Annotated in this window: 19 protein-coding genes; 7 read left to right on the top strand and 12 right to left on the bottom strand. The window is 43.6% G+C overall.

The features are described 5' to 3' along the window. Positions 1-268 precede the first annotated feature (268 nt). From J4N39_RS21895 to J4N39_RS21885, 3 genes are all read left to right on the top strand, one after another. Positions 269-607 carry a cupin domain-containing protein gene (locus J4N39_RS21895; RefSeq protein WP_252024935.1) on the top strand — a complete coding sequence of 113 codons (339 nt, stop codon included), beginning with the start codon at positions 269-271 and terminating at the stop codon, positions 605-607. Between the two features lie 27 nt (positions 608-634). Further along, a complete protein-coding gene (gene kdgK / locus J4N39_RS21890; RefSeq protein ID WP_252024933.1) occupies positions 635-1567 on the top strand; it encodes a 2-dehydro-3-deoxygluconokinase in 933 nt (310 codons plus the stop codon). Between the two features lie 78 nt (positions 1568-1645). Then, positions 1646-2269 carry a bifunctional 4-hydroxy-2-oxoglutarate aldolase/2-dehydro-3-deoxy-phosphogluconate aldolase gene (locus J4N39_RS21885; protein WP_252024931.1) on the top strand — a complete coding sequence of 208 codons (624 nt, stop codon included), beginning with the start codon at positions 1646-1648 and terminating at the stop codon, positions 2267-2269. Between the two features lie 151 nt (positions 2270-2420). Here the strand turns inward: J4N39_RS21885 and J4N39_RS21880 are convergent, their stop codons facing one another. Beyond that, the gene (locus J4N39_RS21880; protein WP_252024929.1) at positions 2421-2867 is read right to left on the bottom strand and encodes a hypothetical protein; all 447 of its coding nucleotides are present in this window, start codon (positions 2865-2867) and stop codon (positions 2421-2423) included. Positions 2868-2871: 4 nt separating this feature from the next. Next, on the bottom strand, positions 2872-3309 hold the full coding sequence (locus J4N39_RS21875) for a hypothetical protein (protein ID WP_252024927.1): 438 nt from the start codon (positions 3307-3309) through the stop codon (positions 2872-2874). Between the two features lie 738 nt (positions 3310-4047). Between J4N39_RS21875 and J4N39_RS21870 the strand changes: the two genes are divergently transcribed. Then, positions 4048-5823, top strand: coding sequence for a sodium:solute symporter family transporter (locus J4N39_RS21870; RefSeq protein WP_252024925.1), 1776 nt, complete (start codon positions 4048-4050; stop codon positions 5821-5823). Positions 5824-5900: 77 nt separating this feature from the next. Here the strand turns inward: J4N39_RS21870 and J4N39_RS21865 are convergent, their stop codons facing one another. After that, on the bottom strand, positions 5901-6512 hold the full coding sequence (locus J4N39_RS21865; RefSeq protein ID WP_252024923.1) for a DUF2913 family protein: 612 nt from the start codon (positions 6510-6512) through the stop codon (positions 5901-5903). Positions 6513-6760: 248 nt separating this feature from the next. Further along, positions 6761-7204: a DUF2798 domain-containing protein gene (locus tag J4N39_RS21860; protein ID WP_252024921.1), complete on the bottom strand. Its 444-nt coding sequence runs from the start codon at positions 7202-7204 to the stop codon at positions 6761-6763. A gap of 294 nt (positions 7205-7498) precedes the next feature. On the opposite strand from J4N39_RS21860, the gene dmeF reads away from it, so the two are divergent. Both dmeF and J4N39_RS21850 read left to right on the top strand, forming a co-directional pair. Continuing rightward, complete coding sequence (gene dmeF / locus J4N39_RS21855) at positions 7499-8449, top strand: CDF family Co(II)/Ni(II) efflux transporter DmeF (RefSeq protein ID WP_252024919.1); 951 nt, start codon at positions 7499-7501, stop codon at positions 8447-8449. Beyond that, on the top strand, positions 8428-8844 hold the full coding sequence (locus J4N39_RS21850; protein WP_252024917.1) for a MarR family winged helix-turn-helix transcriptional regulator: 417 nt from the start codon (positions 8428-8430) through the stop codon (positions 8842-8844). Before dmeF ends, J4N39_RS21850 begins: the two co-directional genes overlap by 22 nt. A gap of 52 nt (positions 8845-8896) precedes the next feature. Here the strand turns inward: J4N39_RS21850 and katG are convergent, their stop codons facing one another. Further along, entirely contained in the window at positions 8897-11089 is a 2193-nt protein-coding gene (gene katG, locus J4N39_RS21845) for a catalase/peroxidase HPI (protein ID WP_252026879.1), read from the bottom strand. Between the two features lie 516 nt (positions 11090-11605). On the opposite strand from katG, the gene J4N39_RS21840 reads away from it, so the two are divergent. Continuing rightward, positions 11606-13819 carry a TonB-dependent receptor gene (locus tag J4N39_RS21840; protein ID WP_252024915.1) on the top strand — a complete coding sequence of 738 codons (2214 nt, stop codon included), beginning with the start codon at positions 11606-11608 and terminating at the stop codon, positions 13817-13819. 42 nt (positions 13820-13861) lie between these two features. On the opposite strand, the gene J4N39_RS21835 is transcribed toward J4N39_RS21840, so the two are convergent. Genes J4N39_RS21835 through J4N39_RS21805 form a run of 7 tightly spaced genes read right to left on the bottom strand, consistent with a single transcriptional unit; the run spans position 13862 to position 19996 of the window. Then, positions 13862-14740 (bottom strand): metal ABC transporter substrate-binding protein, encoded by an 879-nt coding sequence (locus J4N39_RS21835; RefSeq protein WP_252024913.1) that lies wholly within the window; start codon positions 14738-14740, stop codon positions 13862-13864. A 14-nt stretch (positions 14741-14754) separates the two neighbouring features. After that, positions 14755-15636, bottom strand: a complete 882-nt coding sequence (locus J4N39_RS21830; protein WP_252024911.1) for a metal ABC transporter permease — start codon at positions 15634-15636, stop codon at positions 14755-14757. Positions 15637-15644: 8 nt separating this feature from the next. After that, positions 15645-16400, bottom strand: a complete 756-nt coding sequence (locus tag J4N39_RS21825; protein WP_252024909.1) for a metal ABC transporter ATP-binding protein — start codon at positions 16398-16400, stop codon at positions 15645-15647. 3 nt (positions 16401-16403) lie between these two features. Continuing rightward, complete coding sequence (locus J4N39_RS21820) at positions 16404-17303, bottom strand: metal ABC transporter solute-binding protein, Zn/Mn family (RefSeq protein ID WP_252024907.1); 900 nt, start codon at positions 17301-17303, stop codon at positions 16404-16406. Between the two features lie 14 nt (positions 17304-17317). After that, positions 17318-17854, bottom strand: coding sequence for a hypothetical protein (locus J4N39_RS21815; protein WP_252024905.1), 537 nt, complete (start codon positions 17852-17854; stop codon positions 17318-17320). A gap of 5 nt (positions 17855-17859) precedes the next feature. Then, the gene (locus tag J4N39_RS21810) at positions 17860-18198 is read right to left on the bottom strand and encodes a hypothetical protein (RefSeq protein ID WP_252024903.1); all 339 of its coding nucleotides are present in this window, start codon (positions 18196-18198) and stop codon (positions 17860-17862) included. A gap of 28 nt (positions 18199-18226) precedes the next feature. Continuing rightward, entirely contained in the window at positions 18227-19996 is a 1770-nt protein-coding gene (locus J4N39_RS21805; protein ID WP_252024901.1) for a PepSY-associated TM helix domain-containing protein, read from the bottom strand. Between the last annotated feature and the right edge of the window lie 128 nt (positions 19997-20124).

Below are 20124 nucleotides of genomic sequence, written 5' to 3'. Positions count from 1 at the left end.
ATATAAAGTAATACAATAAGAGGTTTTGAGGAAGTTTGGTCTCCGAAAATGATGAGTAATGTCACACAACTTTGTATAAGGCATTGAAATATATAGGCTGAACATCAGGGTTGAGTTTTCTATTGAGCGTGCTTTTGTTTGCCGTTGAAAATTTCTAGTATGACAAACATCACACTATTATGGATATATTGTATGACAATTGAAATGTGTGGGTTATGCTAGGTCCCATCAAATGAATTGAGCATTTAAATTTGTCGGGAGTACAACAATGAACGCATTCTTTCACGCGGATGAACATCCATGGGAAGATCTAGGAGGCGGTCTAAAGCGTAAAATCGTGGCATATACGGATGACCTGATGGCAGTTCATGTATGTTTTGATAAGGGCGCAGTTGGGCATCTACATGCGCACGAAATCCATGATCAAATTGGTTATGTCGTTGCTGGCAGCTTTGAAGCTGAAATCGACGGTCAGAAACGAATCCTTAAACCAGGGGATGCGTACTTCGCCAAAAAACACATGGTTCACGGTGCGGTTGCTCTAGAACAAGACAGTGTACTACTCGACGTATTCAATCCAGCTCGCGAAGATTTTCTCAATAAATAATCTGAGCCAGCACACTAAGGTAAAATAATGAAAAATATCAATATTGCTATCATTGGTGAATGTATGGTTGAGCTGCAGCGTAAGGACGGTGTACTTGACCAAACGTTCGGCGGCGATACTCTTAACACTGCGTTATACCTAACTCGCCTGACTAAAGCTCACGGCATCAATACGAGTTATGTAACAGGTATGGGCACTGATCCTTTCAGTAAGCAGCTAGTTTCTGCTTGGGAAGCTGAACAAATCGATACAGATACCGTAGTAACCATTGAAAATAAGCAGCCGGGTCTTTACTACATTGAGACCGATGAAACTGGCGAGCGTACCTTTACGTACTGGCGCAGTGACGCAGCTGCGAAATTTATGTTCGATCAAGAAGATACTGCGGCGCTTATCGATAAGCTATCTAGCTATGATGCTGTCTACTTGAGTGGTATTACGCTGGCGATTCTGACTGAGTCTGGCCGCGAAACTCTGTTTTCATTCCTAGATGGCTTTAAAGCGAAAGGCGGCAAAGTATTCTTTGATAACAACTACCGTCCAAAACTTTGGAAAGATGCGCAAGAAGCACAATCTTGGTATCTGAAGATGCTAACCTTTACCGACACGGCACTGCTGACTTTTGATGACGAGCAGGACCTATATGGTGACGACGATGTCGAGCAGTGTATTGAGCGTACTGCGGCGGCAGGTGTCGCAGAAATCGTTATCAAACGTGGTAGCAAAGATTGCCTAGTGGTTGAAAATGGTGAAGCTAACTATGTTGCAGCCAACAAGATTGACAACGTAGTCGATACTACCGCTGCTGGTGACTCGTTCAGCGCAGGTTTCTTAGCGAAGCGCCTATCAGGTGGAACCGCTCAGGAAGCCGCTTATGCAGGTCACTGCGTGGCAGGTAACGTGATTCAGCACAAAGGTGCAATCATTCCAGCAGACGCAATGCCAGACCTAGCTCTATAATTTATATGGCCCAGCACAACACGCTGGGCTTATTCGTTTGTCCATTGATGGGCTCGTAAACACGATAAGAGAACTAACATGACTACTCTAAACGAACAGCTTTCAAACCTTAAAGTAATCCCAGTAATCGCTATCAACAAAGCAGAAGATGCGATCCCTCTAGGCCGTGCGCTAGTTGAAAACGGCATGCCTTGTGCTGAAATCACATTCCGTACTGAGTGTGCAGCAGAAGCTATCCGCCTAATGCGCAAGGAGTTCCCAGAGATGCTGATCGGCGCTGGTACTATCCTAACTAACGAGCAAGTAGACGAAGCTGTAGATGCTGGTGTTGACTTCATCGTAAGCCCAGGTTTCAACCCACGTACTGTTCAGTACTGTCTAGATAAAGGTGTTGCTATCGTACCGGGTGTTAACAACCCAAGCCTAGTTGAGCAAGCGATGGAAATGGGTCTTCGCACACTTAAGTTCTTCCCAGCAGAGCCATCAGGCGGCGTTGGTATGCTTAAAGCACTAACCGCTGTTTACCCAGTGAAGTTCATGCCAACAGGTGGTGTTAGCCTGAAAAACGTTGACGAGTACCTGTCAATCCCAGCAGTACTTGCGTGTGGTGGTACTTGGATGGTTCCAACCAAGCTTATCGACGAAGGTAAGTGGGACGAGCTAGGCGCTCTAGTACGTGATGCAGTTGCGCACGTGAACTAACTAGAAACTCAAGCCATAAAAAACAGATCTCTTTCTTTGCTTCAGCATGTAAGTATTGAAAGTAGGTCTGTTTTTTTACTCTAGCTTTGTCGTTCTAGGTTGTGTTCTTGCGGCAATAGCAATTGTTTAGAGCAGATGGCTGCTCGCGATTTTAGTTATTTAAAGCTTTATCAACACGACGCATTGTACCATTGTGGCATTGGTCAAAGTTAATAAGCTCGGCTGGTGAATACACAGATGTTACTTTATCTATTTTCCAACGCTTATCTTGCTTGACTAGGTCTACCATCAAATAGTCAATGTCACCATTAGACGGTAAGAAAACGCAGCCAATTTTTCCGCTATATGATTCTAGAGAATCCTCCCAAGAATCCACCTTGTCTGAAAAGTGAATATAGGTATAAAACTCTTCCTTCGCACTTGGCAAAATATCAAAAAACTTCTCGATAGTTGCATCACTCCAATATTCAGCTAAAACAATGGCGCTATCTTTGTTGAGCGTCACATCTGAGTACGACTTAATCCTCGATGTTAATTCACCCGAATGAGCCTGAAAAGTTAGAATAAATAGAAAGAGTATCGATAGTGAATTCTTCATAGCATTAGTCCATAGCTTCGGGAAGGTGTTTCCTGAGAATTTCTTCTATTGCTGCATGTCGAGCCTGTGTCTTATTTACTAAAACACATGGGCTTAAATCACATGCTTTAAGCCAAGCATGAGTATCAATAATCCCATTGACTTGTACGGACGCCAACTTACCGACTCCAACAGAAGCCGTATAAGAAACTTGACCAGTAGTCCTAGAAGTTAGGTGAACCCCTATATTCCCAACTTGTAACCCTGCTGATGTGAAGTCATCTTTCTTAGAGGATAGCCTGATATTTTTCCCTGCCAACGTTCCGGTTATATTGCCATGTTCATCGATTTTAATTGCGCCAGACTTTGATCTAAAAACTAAGCTAGGATCAATGCCACTCTCAGAAATAGTGAACTCTATATACTTTAGAACGACTATTTTAAGCGATTGCTTCTCTTCCATCTTATTTATAACTCCCTTAACAGAATTGAATCCTTAACCTTGGATGGTTTCAATTGTCGATTTTCATTGACTACCAGATTAGACCTTTTAAGTATCACTAGTAGAGGATTCTTGTTTTCCCATGGACTCTATTTTAAAACGTAATGAATAGATTCAACGTATCATGCCAGATATGTTTGTGTAAAATGTCAAAGTAAATTAGTAATTTACTCATTAGTTCCTTATCTTCGAGTTTTTTCTACGGCTTAGATTGCTGTGAAATGCTGGAGGGAGGCGGGGCACCGGCAGGTTTGGTCACAATATTCAATAGCCAACAGTAATGACATTATGGTGATTTATTGTAATACAAGGGCTAAGTCGTGATTGTGAGCTTTAAGAAAAGATCGGCCTCGCTCACGCGCTTTACGGGCTCAAGAGTATCAATCCATTCTTGTAGTACCTAATTTGCTCTAACATAAACACTTCTAATTGAAGGGCTAGACAGTCTAAATCAAGTGTTTGGTTAATGAAAATTTACGATTTATTGTATTACTAAAGAACAAATTTACTTTACTCTGACATTTGTAGCGATGAGGTTATATTGGTAACAAACCTATATACACCAATGGTTGCAGAATGATTTATTCACCAAAAAAAAGATACGTTCGAGATCACAATTAAGACTTATTGTAATACAAAAGAACTTAACGAAGCTGTAGTCTTGTCATCAGTAAATACTGAAACCTTAAAGGCTCAAAAATGACTATTGATACGCTTGTTGTTCTCGCCTATTTCTTCCTATTGGTAGCCATTGGATGGATGTTCCGTAAGTTCACGACATCAACCAGTGACTACTTTCGTGGGGGAGGCAAAATGCTCTGGTGGATGGTGGGTGCGACAGCATTCATGACCCAGTTCTCAGCATGGACGTTTACAGGTGCGGCAGGCCGCGCATTCAGCGATGGATTCGTTGTTGTTATCCTATTCCTAGCCAACGCATTTGGCTATTTCATGAACTACATGTACTTTGCACCTAAGTTCCGCCAGCTACGAGTGGTTACGGCTATTGAAGCCATTCGTCAACGCTTTGGTAAAACTTCTGAGCAATTCTTTACATGGGGTGGTATGCCTGACAGCCTTATCTCTGCGGGTATCTGGCTAAACGGTCTGGCTATCTTTGTTGCAGCGGTATTCAACATTCCGATGGAAGCGACAATCATCGCAACTGGTCTAGTGTTGATGCTAATGGCGGTGACAGGCGGTTCTTGGGCGGTTGTTGCGTCTGACTTCCTACAGATGGTTGTTATCATGGCGGTAACTATTACCTGTTCTATCGCAGCCTACTTCTACGGTGGCGGCCTAACCAACATCATCTCTAACTTCCATGTGGGTAATGAGAGCTTTGAAGGCAGCTTCATGCTGGGCAGCAACTTGAACTACATCAGCATCTTCGTGCTATGGGTGGTGTTCATCTTTGTTAAGCAGTTCGGTGTAATGAACAACAGCATCAACGCATATCGTTACCTATGTGCAAAAGACTCTGAAAACGCACGTAAAGCGGCAGGTCTTGCATGTATCTTGATGGTGATTGGTCCTCTAATTTGGTTCCTTCCTTCTTGGTATGTAGCGGCGTTTATGCCTGAATTTGCTCAAAACTTCTCATCGATGGGTGATAAAGCAGGTGATGCGGCTTACCTAGCGTTTGTACAAGAAGTGATGCCAGCAGGTATGGTTGGTCTACTGATGTCTGCGATGTTTGCGGCGACTATGTCTTCAATGGACTCTGGTCTAAACCGAAATGCGGGTATCTTCGTGATGAACTTCTACAGCCCGATTCTTCGCAAGAATGCGTCGCAAAAAGAGCTAGTAGTGGTAAGTAAGACAACAACCGTTGTAATGGGCTTTATCATTATCGGTATCGGTCTGTTCATCAACTCACTGCGCCACCTAAGCCTATTTGATATTGTACTGAACGTTGGTGCCCTAATCGGCTTCCCAATGCTTATCCCAGTACTGCTAGGTATGTGGATTCGTAAAACGCCAGATTGGTCTGGTTGGGCAACACTACTTGTGGGTGGTCTAGTGTCATACATCTTCGGTATTTCGCTACAAGCGAGCCACATCAACGAGATGTTCGATATTACGCTGACTGGCCGTGAATGGTCTGACTTGAAAGTGGGTATATCACTGGCAGCGCACGTAGTATTTACTGGTGGCTTCTTCCTAGTGTCTTCACTGTTCTACAAAGGCCTAAGCCCAGAGCGTGAAGCTGAAGTTGAGCAGCTATTCAAGAACTGGAACACGCCAGTGGTTGCAGAAGGTGAAGAGCAGCAGAACCTAGACACTCGTCAGCGTTCAATGCTAGGTAACCTAATCTCAGTGGCGGGCTTTGGCATCATCGCAATGGCGCTTATTCCGAACGAGATTACTGGTCGACTACTCTTCCTACTGTGTGGTTCGATTGTCTTGACTGTGGGTATCTTGCTGGTTAACGCAGCAAAAGGCCCAAAGGCTAAGCTTGCGGCAGTGAAGTAATTGAAACCTTAAGATAACGAAAAACGCCACTGAAGAGATTCGGTGGCGTTTTTGTATGTTTGAGTTTTTAATTAAAGTTATTTAAAGCTCACCGACAATGTAAAGCGAATGAAATCATCGTCTTCGTATTGCACTTTGGGTTCAAACAGTGCGAACCCAGAAATGGCATTAAAAAGCATTGAACGGTTGTATCGCGACGTGCGGGCAAGGAAGTTGACTGGGGTGGTCATTTTACCTTGGCTGTTAAAGTGTGCATTGAGATCGTCAGACAATACACACAACAACTCTTTCTCTTGTTTGTAATCAAGCTTGACCTGTTGCGGAGATGACAGCATTAAGGTGGAGTTAAATTCTTTTTCTATCGAGCGCACCATGATCAAAAACTCTTCAAGGTGTGTGGTCTCAACTTCTTCTGAATAGTTGATCGCCTCTAATAGCACCTTCTCTAAATCAATACCTCGTGAGCTACTAACGCTGGTCAGCAGAGTCCTGACTTTCTTCTTAAGCAGCTTAAAACGTTGGCGAGCCGACTGTTTTTTCAGCCAAGTCGACAGCGCAGCATTTCTATCCGATACCGTTAGCGAACGCTTTGCCTCGAGTTTCTTAAACTCAAGATGCAACAACCCACTTAACGCAAGGTCTCGCAGTAGGAGAAATTTGGTTTCTTCTTTGGATAGTAAGGTCTTCAAAATATACAACTTAGCTGGATTAGAGAGTTATCGATTCACCGTTGCCAAGATGATCTAGAAGTAAAGGTATGAGCTATTTATATCAATAGCTTAGGGGGAATACTGCGATACACCTGGCTGAAAGTGAACGTGTAATAATAATTTAATTGAAAAAAGTTGCCAGCTTTAAATGCGCTAAAAGCCAATGGTTAGGGCTTAACAGTAATATTCAGCAGCGCTGTTGAGCGCAAGCGCTGCTGAAATTAGGGTTATCGCGCGCTTACACCCAGTTCAGGCATACTATAGCGCTTATAGACCACCCAGTGGCACAGCGGTACGACCAAATAAGACGTTATCATGCCAACCGGAACCCCAACCAGAATCGCATTGAATAGCAGTGCGAAGTCGAGCCCAACTCGAGGGATCAGTGCAAATGGCACCATGATGAGGCTCATAACTACCGACATCAATAAGCTAAATAGCAGTGCCTTGAGGTGGTGAGACCAATGCGGTGTGTATTTAGCAATGAAGATACTCACGCCAATACCGACCAGAGCACCGGCAGGAATGGTTAATGGTAGTTGCATCGCCCAGTTCAAAACATTAAAGGGTTGCTGATAAGCGGTGAGAAAGATGAGGTTCATGGTCAGTGAAAAGGTCACAGACACTAATAAACCAAACTTGCGACGACGGTTACGATCGTATTCGGACATAGAAAAGCCTCTCTAGTTAGATTGAGAGGCGAGCATATATAAACATTTTTGAAATTATCAGTCTAGTTTTTTAACAAAAACTTGTTATTGGTCATTAGTGACCTTTAATTAAGTTGCTGTTAATAATGGTTTTTTGTTTAAATTGGCGTGGTTGAGGGAATTGAAATAATTTCGAGTAAGCCGTGGTATTGCGTTGTAAATTATTCCGACAGTCCCTAGAACATTGACATAGTTTGATAATCAAACTATCTTGATATTCAAATACTTTGACTATCAAACTAAAAGCATCTCAAAATGGATAAACCTGCTGCAGTTCCACTTAAACACTCACACGACTTTGCTTCTCACAATCATCGAGGTGAAAAGCGTACATTTTACGTCTTGTTGCTAACGGCAGCGACCATGGTGATTGAGATCGTTGCAGGCACTGTATACGGCTCAATGGCTCTGCTCGCAGATGGCTGGCACATGGGTACCCATGCGGCTGCTTTCTGTATCACCTTGTTCGCTTATCGATATGCTAAGCAGCACGCAAATAGTGATCGTTTTTCTTTTGGTACGGGAAAAGTCAGTGTGCTGGGGGGCTTCACCAGTGCTATTGCACTGGGCATCGTGGCAATGCTGATGTTTGTAGAGTCAGTGCATCGATTGTTAAACCCGCAAGCGATTCAATTTAATGAGGCCATTTTAGTCGCTTGCATTGGCTTAGCCGTGAACGTAGTAAGTATATTTTTGCTTGGTGATGAGCACCACCACGATCACTCCCATGGGCATTCTCATAGTCACGACCACGATGATCATCATCACCACGATCACAATTTACGAGCAGCCTACATGCACGTACTTGCGGATGCATTAACCTCGGTGCTCGCTATTGTCGCTTTGTTGTTCGGTAAGTTTTATGGCTGGCATTGGCTAGATGCAGTGATGGGGATGGTTGGTGCTGTTGTGATCGGTAAATGGACATTAAACCTGATTCATCAAACCAGCCCTATCTTGCTTGATGAAAATATCGAACAGGGTTACCGCCGAAAGATTATCTCTGAGCTTGAGCCTCATGGCGTCATCGAGGACATGCACGTTTGGAAGGTCAGTGGTCACCATTACAGTGCTGCTATCACCATTTCTCCAGACTCGGAGTTGAATGCGGCAGACTTTAAGCAGATGCTAGCGAAGTTTGATAAGATAGTGCACCTGACAATTGAGGTACATCATTCTCCGTTATGCAAAACATCGAGCACTTAAGCCAATTACTGACAGAATTTTACGACAAGATGTCATCTTGGGAGCAGTCCGTGGTCAAAGATACGGGCTACTCTTTGGCCCAAGTCCATACCATTGAAGTGCTTGGTGTCCATGGTGCGCTGCGAATGAAAGAGCTGGCTGAAAAGCTGGGCATTACTACCGGAACATTGACAGTGCAGATTGAAAAGTTAGTTGCGGCAGGTCTAATCGAGCGTAAAGCTCACCCCACCGATCGTCGAGCCATAGTGGTAACGCTGACCGAACAAGGGGAAGTGATTCATCGTCAGCACAATCAGTTACACATTGATTTGGTGACGGATTTAACTCGTCATATCGAGCCGTCTCAACGAGCTGTGTTGATTGAGAGTTTAACCAAGATTAACCAAGAGTTTTAAGCAACAAAAAGGTGGAGCATGCTCCACCTTTTTACTTTTAATTGTCCCGTTGTTACTTCACGTCAAAGCGATCTGCATCCATCACTTTCACCCATGCGTTGACGAAGTCTTGAACGAACTTCTCTTTCGCATCGTCACAAGCATACAGTTCAGCCAGTGCACGCAGTTGGGAGTTAGAACCAAACACCAAATCAACTCGAGTGGCGGTCCACTTCTTCTCGCCCGTTGCACGGTCAGTGCCGACGTAAGCGCTGTTGTGTGGGCATACTGGTTTCCACTCAGTGCTCATGTCTGTAAGGTTAACGAAGAAGTCGTTAGTTAATACGCCTGGCGTCTTAGTAAACACACCGTGTGGTGTTTCACCGTGGTTCGCACCAAGTACACGCAAGCCACCCACAAGTACCGTCATTTCTGGCGCTGTTAGCGTTAGCAACTGAGCTTTATCAAGCAGTAATTCTTCTGCTGGAATTGTGTAGGTTTTCTTCGCAAAGTTACGGAAACCATCAGCCACAGGTTCAAGCACCGCAAAAGACTCTGCGTCTGTTTGCTCTTCGGTTGCATCCACTCGTCCCGCAGTGAAAGGTACTGAGATTTGATGACCTGCTGCTTCTGCCGCCTGTTCTATTGCGAGGTTACCACCGATGACAATAACATCTGCAAGCGATACATCACCGCTGAACTGCTCTTGAACTTGGCGATAAACATTTAGCACGCGTTCCAACTGCTCAGGTTGGTTTACTTCCCAGCCTTTTTGAGGAGCAAGCTGAATTCGAGCACCGTTCGCACCACCGCGGAAGTCTGAGCCACGGAATGTCGACGCTGAAGACCAAGCGGTATACACCATTTCTGCAACGGATAGATCGGTTGCTTTGACGATGTCTTTGATTGAATGTACACAATCTGCCGTTAGGGCTTTTCCTGTCGCTTCAGGTAGTGGATCTTGCCAGATCAAATCTTCAGCAGGGACTTCTTCACCAAGATAGCGAGCTTTTGGCCCCATATCACGGTGAGTCAACTTAAACCAAGCACGAGCAAATGCGTCGGCAAATTGGTCAGGGTTTTCGAAGAAGCGCTTAGAGATTTCTCCGTATATCGGATCCATACGCATCGCCATGTCCGCCGTTGTCATAATAGTTGTGACTTTCTTACTATTATCATGAGCTTGAGGCGCTTTATGCTCTTCATCAACACCAACAGGTACCCATTGCCAAGCGCCCGCAGGTGATTTCACAAGATCCCAGTCGTAGCCAAACAGCATTTCAAAGTAGCCGTTATCCCATTGAATTGGGTTTGGTGTCCAAGCCCCTTCAATACCACTGGTGGTAGTGTCATCACCAATACCTGTGCCATGACTATTGGTCCAGCCAAAACCCATTTCTTCAAGTGGTGCCGCTTCTGGCTCTGGGCCCATTAACTCAGGGTCACCTGCACCGTGAGTTTTGCCGAAGGTGTGTCCCCCAGCAACCAATGCTACGGTTTCTTCATCATCCATACCCATGCGCGCAAAGGTATCGCGAATATCACGGCCAGAGGCCAAGATGCTTGGGTTGCCATTTGGACCTTCAGGGTTTACATAGATAAGACCCATTTGAACCGCCGCAAGTGGGCTTTCTAGGTCACGATCACCTGAATAGCGTTCGTCGCCTAGCCACTCACTCTCTGCACCCCAGTAGATGTCTTCTTCTGGCTCCCAGATATCTTCTCGTCCGCCAGCGAAACCGAAGGTTTTAAGACCCATAGATTCAATTGCAACGTTACCTGCAAGGATAAACAGATCCGCCCAAGATAGGCTATTGCCGTACTTTTTCTTCACCGGCCAAAGCAGGCGGCGAGCTTTATCTAGGTTACCGTTGTCTGGCCAGCTGTTTAGTGGCGCAAAACGTTGGTTGCCTGTGTTGCCTCCACCACGGCCATCGGCGGTGCGGTAGGTTCCCGCGGCGTGCCACGCCATACGGATCATAAATGGACCATAGTGACCGTAATCTGCTGGCCACCACTCCTGAGAGTCGGTCATCAACGCCTCAAGATCTTGTTTTACCGCCTTGAGATTTAGCGCTTTGAATGCTTCTGCGTAGTTGAAATCGTCGCCATTTGGGTTCGATTTAGTATCGTTCTGGTGCAAAATTTTAAGGTTCAATTGGTTTGGCCACCAATCGACATTTTTTGTCGCTTTGCCACCTAACGTCGTGTTACCGCCGTGCATGACAGGGCATTTGCCGCCCGAGCTATTGTGTTCACCGTGCATCATCGCCTCCTGATTGCGACTTAAAGAGTTGTTTGTCATTTGAACTAAATCAACCTAGCACTAAACCTGGTCAGAGCAGTTCAAATTTACATAAAAACCATAATCTTTACATGGTTATGTGATATGTATTACAAATAGTATGCAGGTATAGAACCCATAAGGATAATGGGTTCTTTCTATAGAGTTGATAGGCATTGACTATCTATTTATCGCTAATCTCTCACCTTGAATATCTTGAAATCTTGGAGATATATTGTTTATTAAATAGCTTCAATAACAGGTTCAAAAAGGTGGGAAATAGTTTAATCAGACTAGTTAAACTATAGGTCAGACCACCACCCTGTAAGAGTAATGATAATTATTGTTATTAATATTATCTGTATGTATACTCCTGCTTTCATCAGGTATGTCAATTGTTTGGTGCTTGGTTTTATAAAATAAGTATGCTGGATTAACAGTACTAAACAACGCTAGAAACCTTCTCGAAGGCTTGAGAAGTATGTTTAAGGAGTAAACGTGTTTAAAAAAACAACGCTAGCAGTGGTTGTGTCATCATTATTTTCAATTCCTGCTGTTGCAAACAGCACTAATTCAGAAAATGTTGATGAAATAATTGTTGTTAAAGGACAAAAGCTAGAGAGAGCCCTGCAGGATACTAAGGAAAGTGTTGCTGTAGTGACAACAGATGCCATCGAAGAGTATGCCATCGTAGATTTGAACAATGCATTTGCACTGTCTGCCAACGTTTATGATCTAGGGGCAGGAGAATCATTTGGTATTCGTGGTGTGAGCCAGAACTCATCTTCTACTGGTGGTGGTACTGGAGAACTAGGGAGCTTATACGTTGACGGTGTGGCATATACAGGCTTTGCAAGTCGATTTATGCCTAAAGATTTGTGGGATGTTGAACAAGTCGAAGTTTTGCGAGGACCTCAATCTACTAACGTTGGCCGAAACGCATTGATAGGTGCAGTTGTTGTTACGACCAAGCGCCCAGAATTAGGCTACCACGAAGCAGCTCTGCGTGTTGGGGGTGGTAACTATGGTAAACGAAGTATTGAAGCGATGTTTAACGCACCAATAAGCGATATTGCTGCATTTCGTTTTAGTGGTCAGTTTGCAGAATCAGATGGTTATATTACTAATGCACCATTAAATGACGACAAGTTTGATGCACGCAAAAACTACAATCTTCGTTCCCAATTACTGATTGAGCCAAGCGATATCTGGCGCCTGAATTTATCAGCCCAGTACGCAAAGACTGACCGTGGTCAGGATATCTATTATGTTAATGAAGCCAATGGTTTCCCACTGGATAGCCGTACATCACAAGATGATGTCGAAGCTTACGAACGTTATAACGGTTGGGCATTAGCTGCTAATCTAGACTACATGATCAACTCAAACTGGTCACTTAATGCAGTCACCTCATACCTAACAGGTGATTATAGTCGTCAAGATGACACTGATCGTAAACCAGGTATCACTGGTAATGTGGTAAATCGTACTGTCGATGATCAAAATATATCTCAAGAGCTAAGATTTAATTATCATGACTCTAAACTAAATGGTGTTATCGGTTTGTATGCCACCCAAGTTAAGTACCAAATCGATAGTGATCGAATCGATGGTTTTACACTTGAGTCGTTTGGTATTACTGACCCTACATTTAATGCGCTTTACGGCACCTTATATGCAAACCAAGATTATAAAGGTGGTCATACTACTGAGAATATTGCACTGTTTAATGAGTGGGATTACCAACTCGATAGCAATTGGATACTTTCTGCTGGGTTCCGTTACGATTATGAAAAGTTAAAAGTGGATCAAACTGATGTAAAAGCATCGCTAGCCAATGGAACAACCTTGCCTACTGCCAATACAGGTAATCCTCTTATTGATGGCACGATAACCGCAATTAACAACCAAATTAATGGCTACCTTGGGGATAGTCTAACACCAGCGCTCGATACTAGCTTCCATGCGTTTCTGCCACAACTAGGTGCGACTTACAAAGTTTCTCAAGATACCTCTGTGAGTGCCTTCTATAAACGTGGTTATCGTTCAGGTGGTGCTGAATTCCAAGCAAACTCACGTGAAACCGTGAAGTATGATCCTGAGTACCTCAATAATTATGAGCTGTCTGCTCGTAGCCAATGGCTTGGTGGTGACCTAGTAACAAATGCGAACGCCTACTACGGTGATTGGGGCAATCAGCAAATTAACGTTTGTCCAGCAGGTGACGTTACTGCTTGCCGTACAGAGAACGCTGCAAAATCAGAAATCTACGGTGCTGAACTTGAGGCACAGTATCGTGTAACCCGTGATCTCGCCGTTTTTTCGAACATTGGTTGGGCTAAGACCAAGTTCAAAGATTACGTAAGTAAAGAAGGGGATTTCTCTGGTAATGAGTTCGCGTTTAGCCCTGAGTTTACGTCAAGTATTGGCGGTCGTTACTTCATTACAGATAGTTTATATGCCACTGCTACGGCTAATTACCAGTCAGAAATGTGGGGAGATATTGCGAATAATCCAGAATACAAGATGGACTCTCGCACCCTTTTTGATGCATCGATTGGTTACTTAGGAGAAAATTACAAAGTGGATGCCTACATTAAAAACATCACTGATGAATTTTATCTAACAGGTAACTGGGATAGTACGGGAGATCGCAATGTTAGAGCAGGTGCACCACGAGAGTTTGGGGCATATTTGAGCTTTTTCTTATAACTTGAGTCAGAACTAAAAATGCCCGGAAAAACCGGGCATTTTTTATGGTCGCTTGGTTGGCAGATTCTCAATATTTTTCTGCCAACGAGTGCTAAAAGACTCAGCGCTTAACTTAGAAAAGTCATCGATATGCCATACGTAAAAGTGGTCAGGTAACTCTTTAAGGCTCTTGTGATTTGGTTTGCGACCAGTTAAATACAGTGTTGGGAAACCGCTTTGTTCAGCTTCAAATTTGCTGACAATCGGTAGCATAGTTGCAGCGGCTAAGTCGATGAGTTCGGGCTTATCAATCGTGATTTGCATAAAGTCGCTATGGGCTATCTTTGCATCGAGCATAAGCTGTACTTTTCTTAATGACTCGGCTAGCGATGCGTAGTTTGCTCTCAATTCGACGTTTGAATCTATGCCTTTAGTTTCGAGTACTTGATTTAAATCCCGCTGCATAATGCCGATCATGATCAGTGCATTAGAAGGGCTGAGCCAAAAGTAGCTCACATTTTCAGAAGGGAAAACAGCAACGCTCTCACCACCCAACATCATAGCCTGTGCAACATCAATCGGGATAATTGCAATGTTGTTGGCTCTAAGCGCAGGGTACGCATCTATAGCAGGCCATGATGAAGCGATTCCTATAATTACGTCAGCTTTTGGGAGGGTTTTAGCATCTTGACGGTTTAACCAACCTGGTATGCGACGAATACTGTACTTTTCAGGAGTTAGTGCGAGTGTCTGAATCGGTGTGTTCAGAGTCAGCTCGGTTGCCATACTGCTGACGACGGGCACAGCAGTCACTGCAGAGATAGTATTCAAATTATCTTCTTTCGGTGTTGAACACCCTGATAAGGTTGATGCGATCAGGCTGGCAACTAGTGCCAATGATTGACTATTACGCAGTTTGAAATGCCTCAATTGAGAAGTCATGTTAGTCCTTAAATTTAGGCGGCTCGCAGTTTTGTTTGACGATGAATTAAACTTAAAACAAACCAGCCACACGCAAATAAGGTGATAGCTGGTCCAGCAGAGACTGGCCAATGTAGATACATGGGAATCAAAACACCCATTACCGAAGCAGAGGTAGAAAAAGCAATTGATAACATCAAGAGCTGTTTTAGATTTCTAGCAATTAATCGAGCGCTTGCAGCAGGAATGAGTAAAAGTGCTCCAACCAAGACCGCTCCAATTATTTTCACAGAAGCTACGGTGATTAAAGCTATTAGGATGACAAAAGCATAGTCATGGATGCGTGTGTTGATTCGTTGGCTATGGGCAATGTCTGGAGAAATCGCCACTAGGTAGGCCTGATTGCCGTAGAAATAACTCAAGACGGCTACTATTACACAAATGGTACTGAGCATGATCAGATCACTTGGAGTAGTCACGAGGATAGAACCGAACATAACTTGCTCAATTAAGTGTGCATTGACCTTTTTTGCTACATAGAGCAATAGTGCTGCCCCTGCGGCTAGAGCAAACGAGAGGAATACACCAATTAATGCGTCGTATGGAATAGTTGAGCGGCCCTTTACCCATTGCAATAGTAACGCAAATAAAATTGAAAACGTAAACAAGCTAATGAGAGGAGCTGTTGGCGCTTCGCCGAGCAAGATACCAATGCTCACACCTGTTAAGACACTATGCCCGACGGCTTCTGATAAAAATGCCAAACGTTTTACAACCACTAAAGTTCCTAGCAGCCCTAATAATGGGCCAATTAGAAGACTGGCGAGTAAAGCATTAATAAGGAACTCATATCCGAACATTTCTGGTAGGACACCTTGTTCTACCCAGTCAGAAAATATGCGATAAATAGAATTCATGATTTTCCTTATGTTGGGAGAGTTATTTGGCTAGGGAAGTGAGCATTATGGCGTAGTGATTGGTTTCGAAAGAACGCCTCTGTGCTCGATACTGACAAGATGGTTTTATCTACCCAAAAAATTTGTTGGCAGTATTTTTCGACTACTTCCCAATCATGTTCGACCATCAAAATGGTTCCTCCTGCTTGGTGGAACATTTTGAGCAAATGTAGGCAGTCTTCTCTACCTTGCTTATCTAGGCCTGTCATAGGCTCATCCAATAGTAATAAACTTGGTTTCTTCAGCAGGGCAGTACACAACATGAGACGCTGGCGCTCACCACCTGAAAGTTCACCCAGTTTTCGCTTGAGTTTGTCCTCCAATTGAACTTCTCTAAGTGCATCGATTACGTCTGTCGCTAGATTTCTTTTAAACCAAACCGGTACAGTCGTTAGGGTCATGAGTAGATAATCATGCACAGAGATTGGCAAGCTAGCATCAAAAGGAGATAACTGAGGTACGTAGCCGAACGTTTTGTGTTTAGGTGTTGGCGACAATGGCCAATGAATAGAAAGTTTTCCGCGATGGTTTGTCATGCCAAGGATGGTTTTCAGTAAGGTGCTCTTTCCACCACCGTTGGGACCTAATACCGCATGCCAGCCACCAGAAGAAAAAGTACAGTTTATTTCATGAAGTATCTGTACAGGCCCCTCATTGAGGGTTATCCCCTCAAAACATATTTTAGGACCTGCAATCTTCTGCGAAATTAAGTGGGTGTTACTCATCGACTATGGCCTCCTTGCCGCATAACTCAATGCGGTAACCAGTGTGTTGAGATTTTGACTCATATCCTGTTCGACTAACTCCTCACGGTATTCACCATAGGTCATATGAGAAAAGTGAAATAGTCGAGTATTAGACTCTTTCTCGATAACCTCTACGTACTGGTTCGCCATGTTCAGTTCAGTAAAGAGCACTTGTACATTGGCATTGCGGATTTTAGTGATGGTGTCTTGAAGCTGTGAAGCATTGGGTGAAACGCCATGAGCTGGCTCAACAACAGCCGTCACTGTCATACCTAGCTCTTGTAGGAGGTATGCGTATGCGCCATGAGTACTAGCAATACGGACGTTTTCTAGATTGAGAGCTGTTATTTTTTTCAGAGCTTGTTGTTTGATAGCTCGTAATTTTTTAGCGTAATTTAGAGCATTCTTTTGGAAATACCGACCATTTTCGGGGTCCAGTTTTGCTAGTGCTTTAGCGATGGTGTAAACCTGGCGGATAGCTGCATCTATTGAAACAAAAGTATGCGGATTATAGGTACCACTACCGGCTTTACTGATCAGCGGAACCTGAGAGTTGGCTTCAATAATGCTTAGGTTTGGCAGGTTAAGGCGTTCTAAAACATCTACTGCAAATTGATCATGGCCAATACCGTTGATCACAATAGCATCCATTGAGTTGAGACGGTCAAGATCAGCTGGTGATAATTTATAAGCATGTGGGTTAAACCCAGCATCTATCAAGGGGGTAACTTTCGCACGGTCACCTACTATATTTTTCACATAGCTATAGTATGGGTGAAGAGTAATTCCGATGTTAAGCTGAGCTAAAACGGTTGGGCTGTATGCACTCAAGTAGCTAACAAACAAAAAGAGCGTAACTCGTGGTGTTGTTAAGAAGATCATTTTGGACTCGTTGTTTAGTTACGGTTAGATAGTTGGTGTGGGTTAATCGAGAACCACTCATTTGAGGATGTTTCGCTACAGGCATGGTCTAGTGATTCTTTGAAGTGAGGTCGCCAAAGAACTTCTGCCGTTAGAGCTTCGCTGAGCGAGAGTCGCAACTGGTACTGGTTTTCGCCAACGCTTACTGAACCTAAAAAACAGTTTCGTTGTTGTTGCCATGATACTGACTCAAGAGTACTTACCAAGGGAGGCGTAAAGGGCTCGATTCCCATGTCGATTAAGTCGTCAAGGGTAGGAGTCTTACCATCAATACTAGATAGTAAAATGAGCTCTTCTGCACTGTTGCTTAAAGAAGTCAGGTGCTGCTGTAGTCCCTTTGGAATATGACTAATTTTAATATTATCATGGCGATAGATAGTGACTATTAGTACAGCCGCTATCACGAACAAAATGGCTATGGTAGAGAGAACAACTTTGTCCTCTCGTTTACCATCAGCTGGTGAAATAACTTCTATGTACTCTTCTGGTAATTGGGAATGTTGATTAGTCATGGTTTCTAAAGCGCTACCGCTACATCATCATTAGAGATCTCAAGTACGTGTCCAGGTCCCGCATCCATAAGTATAAAATATGAACCTTCAGGTTTAGGGAATCGATACAGAGCATCATCATCTGTTAGACCAGAAGACAATACATCATCGTCCTCAGAAAATACTTCCATTAACACATTCGGGGCTTTGGCTCGATTAGAGAAAGAAGCTTCACATAAAACGTGCTCAGAGGCGTCTGAATCCGTGACAATTTTACAGTCTAAAATAGGGTAGTGAGCCCATACACTATTAGTGAATAACAACGCTAGCATGAGTGCTATCAGACGGTGTAGGTTGAATAGCATTAATAAAATCCTTTTTATAAGTTGCTGTTTAATTAATAACGGCAACGCGCTTATCGATAGTATTTACACCATCGGGTAGCAACGGCCAGGAAGTTTGATAATAGTTTCCATACCAGTCCTCAATGGTTAACCAAAGCTCTGCATTGTCAGGAAGCTCCTTAGGTACGGTGCCATGAGCATGGAGGTTTCCGGTAACACCGTGGACTACAAAACCAGGGGCGCGCATTGTCCGGGGTTTTTTGAAGTCGACGTACATAAATTTGATCGCAGAGAAGTCCCCTTCTATATATGCATTGATATTGGTACGACGACCTGGAGTAATTGGGTTTAGATCTTTTTCTAGTAATCCTAGGACGGCATTAAGGGTGACTCTCCATTCGCCAACTTGTTGTTGCTGGTATTGAAAACCACTGTTAGCTGTTCCTTCACGTTGAAGTTTAAAACCAATGTTAATACCGATACACATGATGATGATGAACAGCCAGTTTAAGTACTTAAATACTGACATTGGACCACCCCAAGGTCGAATCACTATCCAGATCTTCTTCAGGGTACGCCTTTTACCTGTCAGTGTTGAAGGTAGAAGTCGTGTGGTTGCCGATCGAGTTCGCTTGTAATAAATCACAGTGCCTGATATTGCCAGAAGTGACATTGCCATTCCGAAAATAAACCAGATGGTTTTGACCAAAAGGTCGCTCCAGCCAGAGTAACCAAATGTACCGTAATGAAGAGGCTCCATAGCGCGGTCAAATCGTTTCAATGCATCAGCTTCTTCCATTAAGCGTTGACCGATGATCTCACCGGTGAATGGATGAACGTAGTAACTGCTGTCCCATCTATTGGTAAGCAAATCGTGCTTAGTACCTCTCACACGATAAGCCATACCACTATGTTCTGGTTGTACCATAAGGGTTATTTCAAACTCTGGATCGTGTGCTTTTACCGCAGTTGCAATTTCTGCCGAGCTAAGTCTTTTGGGAATACCTTCACCTAGTTTTTTTAAGTCTCCTTTTGTTAGTGCTGGATCAATCGGCATCGGTTCCATGATTGCTGGGGCAACCTTATAGAGCACTAATGGGTTGTGGTAGAACCACCAACTTCCTGACACACCAATGATCAATACAAACCATAGGGACCACAGGCCAACAAACTTATGAAGGTCGGCAAGAAAGCGGTGAAACTTAACGCCACGATATTTGGGAAGAGTAAAGAATTTTCTCCAGAATCGACGATATGCAATCAATCCAGAAATCAATCCAATTAGACATAACACACCAAAAAAGTTAACAAAAGCTCGGCCAATGAGCGGCATGAAGAGATTGGTGTGAAGTACTCTTATAAAACTGCCAACAGTTAAAAAATTTGTTTCACCTTGGTATTTACCAGTATATGGGTCGATATGTACCACCTTGAACCCACCTCCCGGTGTACTTTTCAAGGCTGTTGCTGCGGTTCGTTCGCGATCTGCCGCAGTATAGAAAGATGACAGACCTACACCTGGTAGCTGATCTTCAAGTCTATCGAGAACCTCGCCAGGGTTCATTTTTTCCGACTGTGGGGTAACTCGTTTTTCAGCATAAAGTAACCAGTCTATTTCTTCATGAAAAACAGCGAAAGCTCCACTGAGCAAGACGATACTGAAGATAATCGAAAGCTTCAATCCGATGTAACTATGGATTAAAAAGGCAATACGTCCAGCTGTAAGCTTATTTTTGGTCTTTGAATGGGGTTTACCAAGATTTTTCTTTCCTTTTGGAGAAGAAGGGGAAGGTAAATCTTGGGGAATGGTTGAGCTCACAGATAATCTCCCTATAGCGAAACTGAATAGCCATCCGTTGGTTATTCAGGCAGTGATTTCATCATTGGTATTTCTCTCCAAAACAACAGATTGAAAGTTATTAACAATAGAAAATGTGTTGCGGAGGG

It is taken from the genome of Vibrio sp. SCSIO 43136 (genome assembly GCF_023716565.1).
Lineage (GTDB): Bacteria > Pseudomonadota > Gammaproteobacteria > Enterobacterales > Vibrionaceae > Vibrio.
Note: the sequence above shows the minus strand (reverse complement) of the source record. Positions and strands in the feature narration are given on the sequence as shown.

Excerpts from the sequence above, each read along its gene's own strand:
- J4N39_RS21895 (WP_252024935.1), top strand. The coding sequence starts at position 269 with ATGAACGCATTCTTTCACGCGGATGAACATCCATGGGAAGATCTAGGA.
- kdgK (WP_252024933.1), top strand. The coding sequence starts at position 635 with ATGAAAAATATCAATATTGCTATCATTGGTGAATGTATGGTTGAGCTG.
- J4N39_RS21885 (WP_252024931.1), top strand. The coding sequence starts at position 1,646 with ATGACTACTCTAAACGAACAGCTTTCAAACCTTAAAGTAATCCCAGTA.
- J4N39_RS21880 (WP_252024929.1), bottom strand. The coding sequence starts at position 2,867 with ATGAAGAATTCACTATCGATACTCTTTCTATTTATTCTAACTTTTCAG.
- J4N39_RS21875 (WP_252024927.1), bottom strand. The coding sequence starts at position 3,309 with ATGGAAGAGAAGCAATCGCTTAAAATAGTCGTTCTAAAGTATATAGAG.
- J4N39_RS21870 (WP_252024925.1), top strand. The coding sequence starts at position 4,048 with ATGACTATTGATACGCTTGTTGTTCTCGCCTATTTCTTCCTATTGGTA.
- J4N39_RS21860 (WP_252024921.1), bottom strand. The coding sequence starts at position 7,204 with ATGTCCGAATACGATCGTAACCGTCGTCGCAAGTTTGGTTTATTAGTG.
- dmeF (WP_252024919.1), top strand. The coding sequence starts at position 7,499 with ATGGATAAACCTGCTGCAGTTCCACTTAAACACTCACACGACTTTGCT.
- J4N39_RS21850 (WP_252024917.1), top strand. The coding sequence starts at position 8,428 with ATGCAAAACATCGAGCACTTAAGCCAATTACTGACAGAATTTTACGAC.
- katG (WP_252026879.1), bottom strand. The coding sequence starts at position 11,089 with ATGCACGGTGAACACAATAGCTCGGGCGGCAAATGCCCTGTCATGCAC.
- J4N39_RS21835 (WP_252024913.1), bottom strand. The coding sequence starts at position 14,740 with ATGACTTCTCAATTGAGGCATTTCAAACTGCGTAATAGTCAATCATTG.
- J4N39_RS21830 (WP_252024911.1), bottom strand. The coding sequence starts at position 15,636 with ATGAATTCTATTTATCGCATATTTTCTGACTGGGTAGAACAAGGTGTC.
- J4N39_RS21825 (WP_252024909.1), bottom strand. The coding sequence starts at position 16,400 with ATGAGTAACACCCACTTAATTTCGCAGAAGATTGCAGGTCCTAAAATA.
- J4N39_RS21820 (WP_252024907.1), bottom strand. The coding sequence starts at position 17,303 with ATGATCTTCTTAACAACACCACGAGTTACGCTCTTTTTGTTTGTTAGC.
- J4N39_RS21815 (WP_252024905.1), bottom strand. The coding sequence starts at position 17,854 with ATGACTAATCAACATTCCCAATTACCAGAAGAGTACATAGAAGTTATT.
- J4N39_RS21810 (WP_252024903.1), bottom strand. The coding sequence starts at position 18,198 with ATGCTATTCAACCTACACCGTCTGATAGCACTCATGCTAGCGTTGTTA.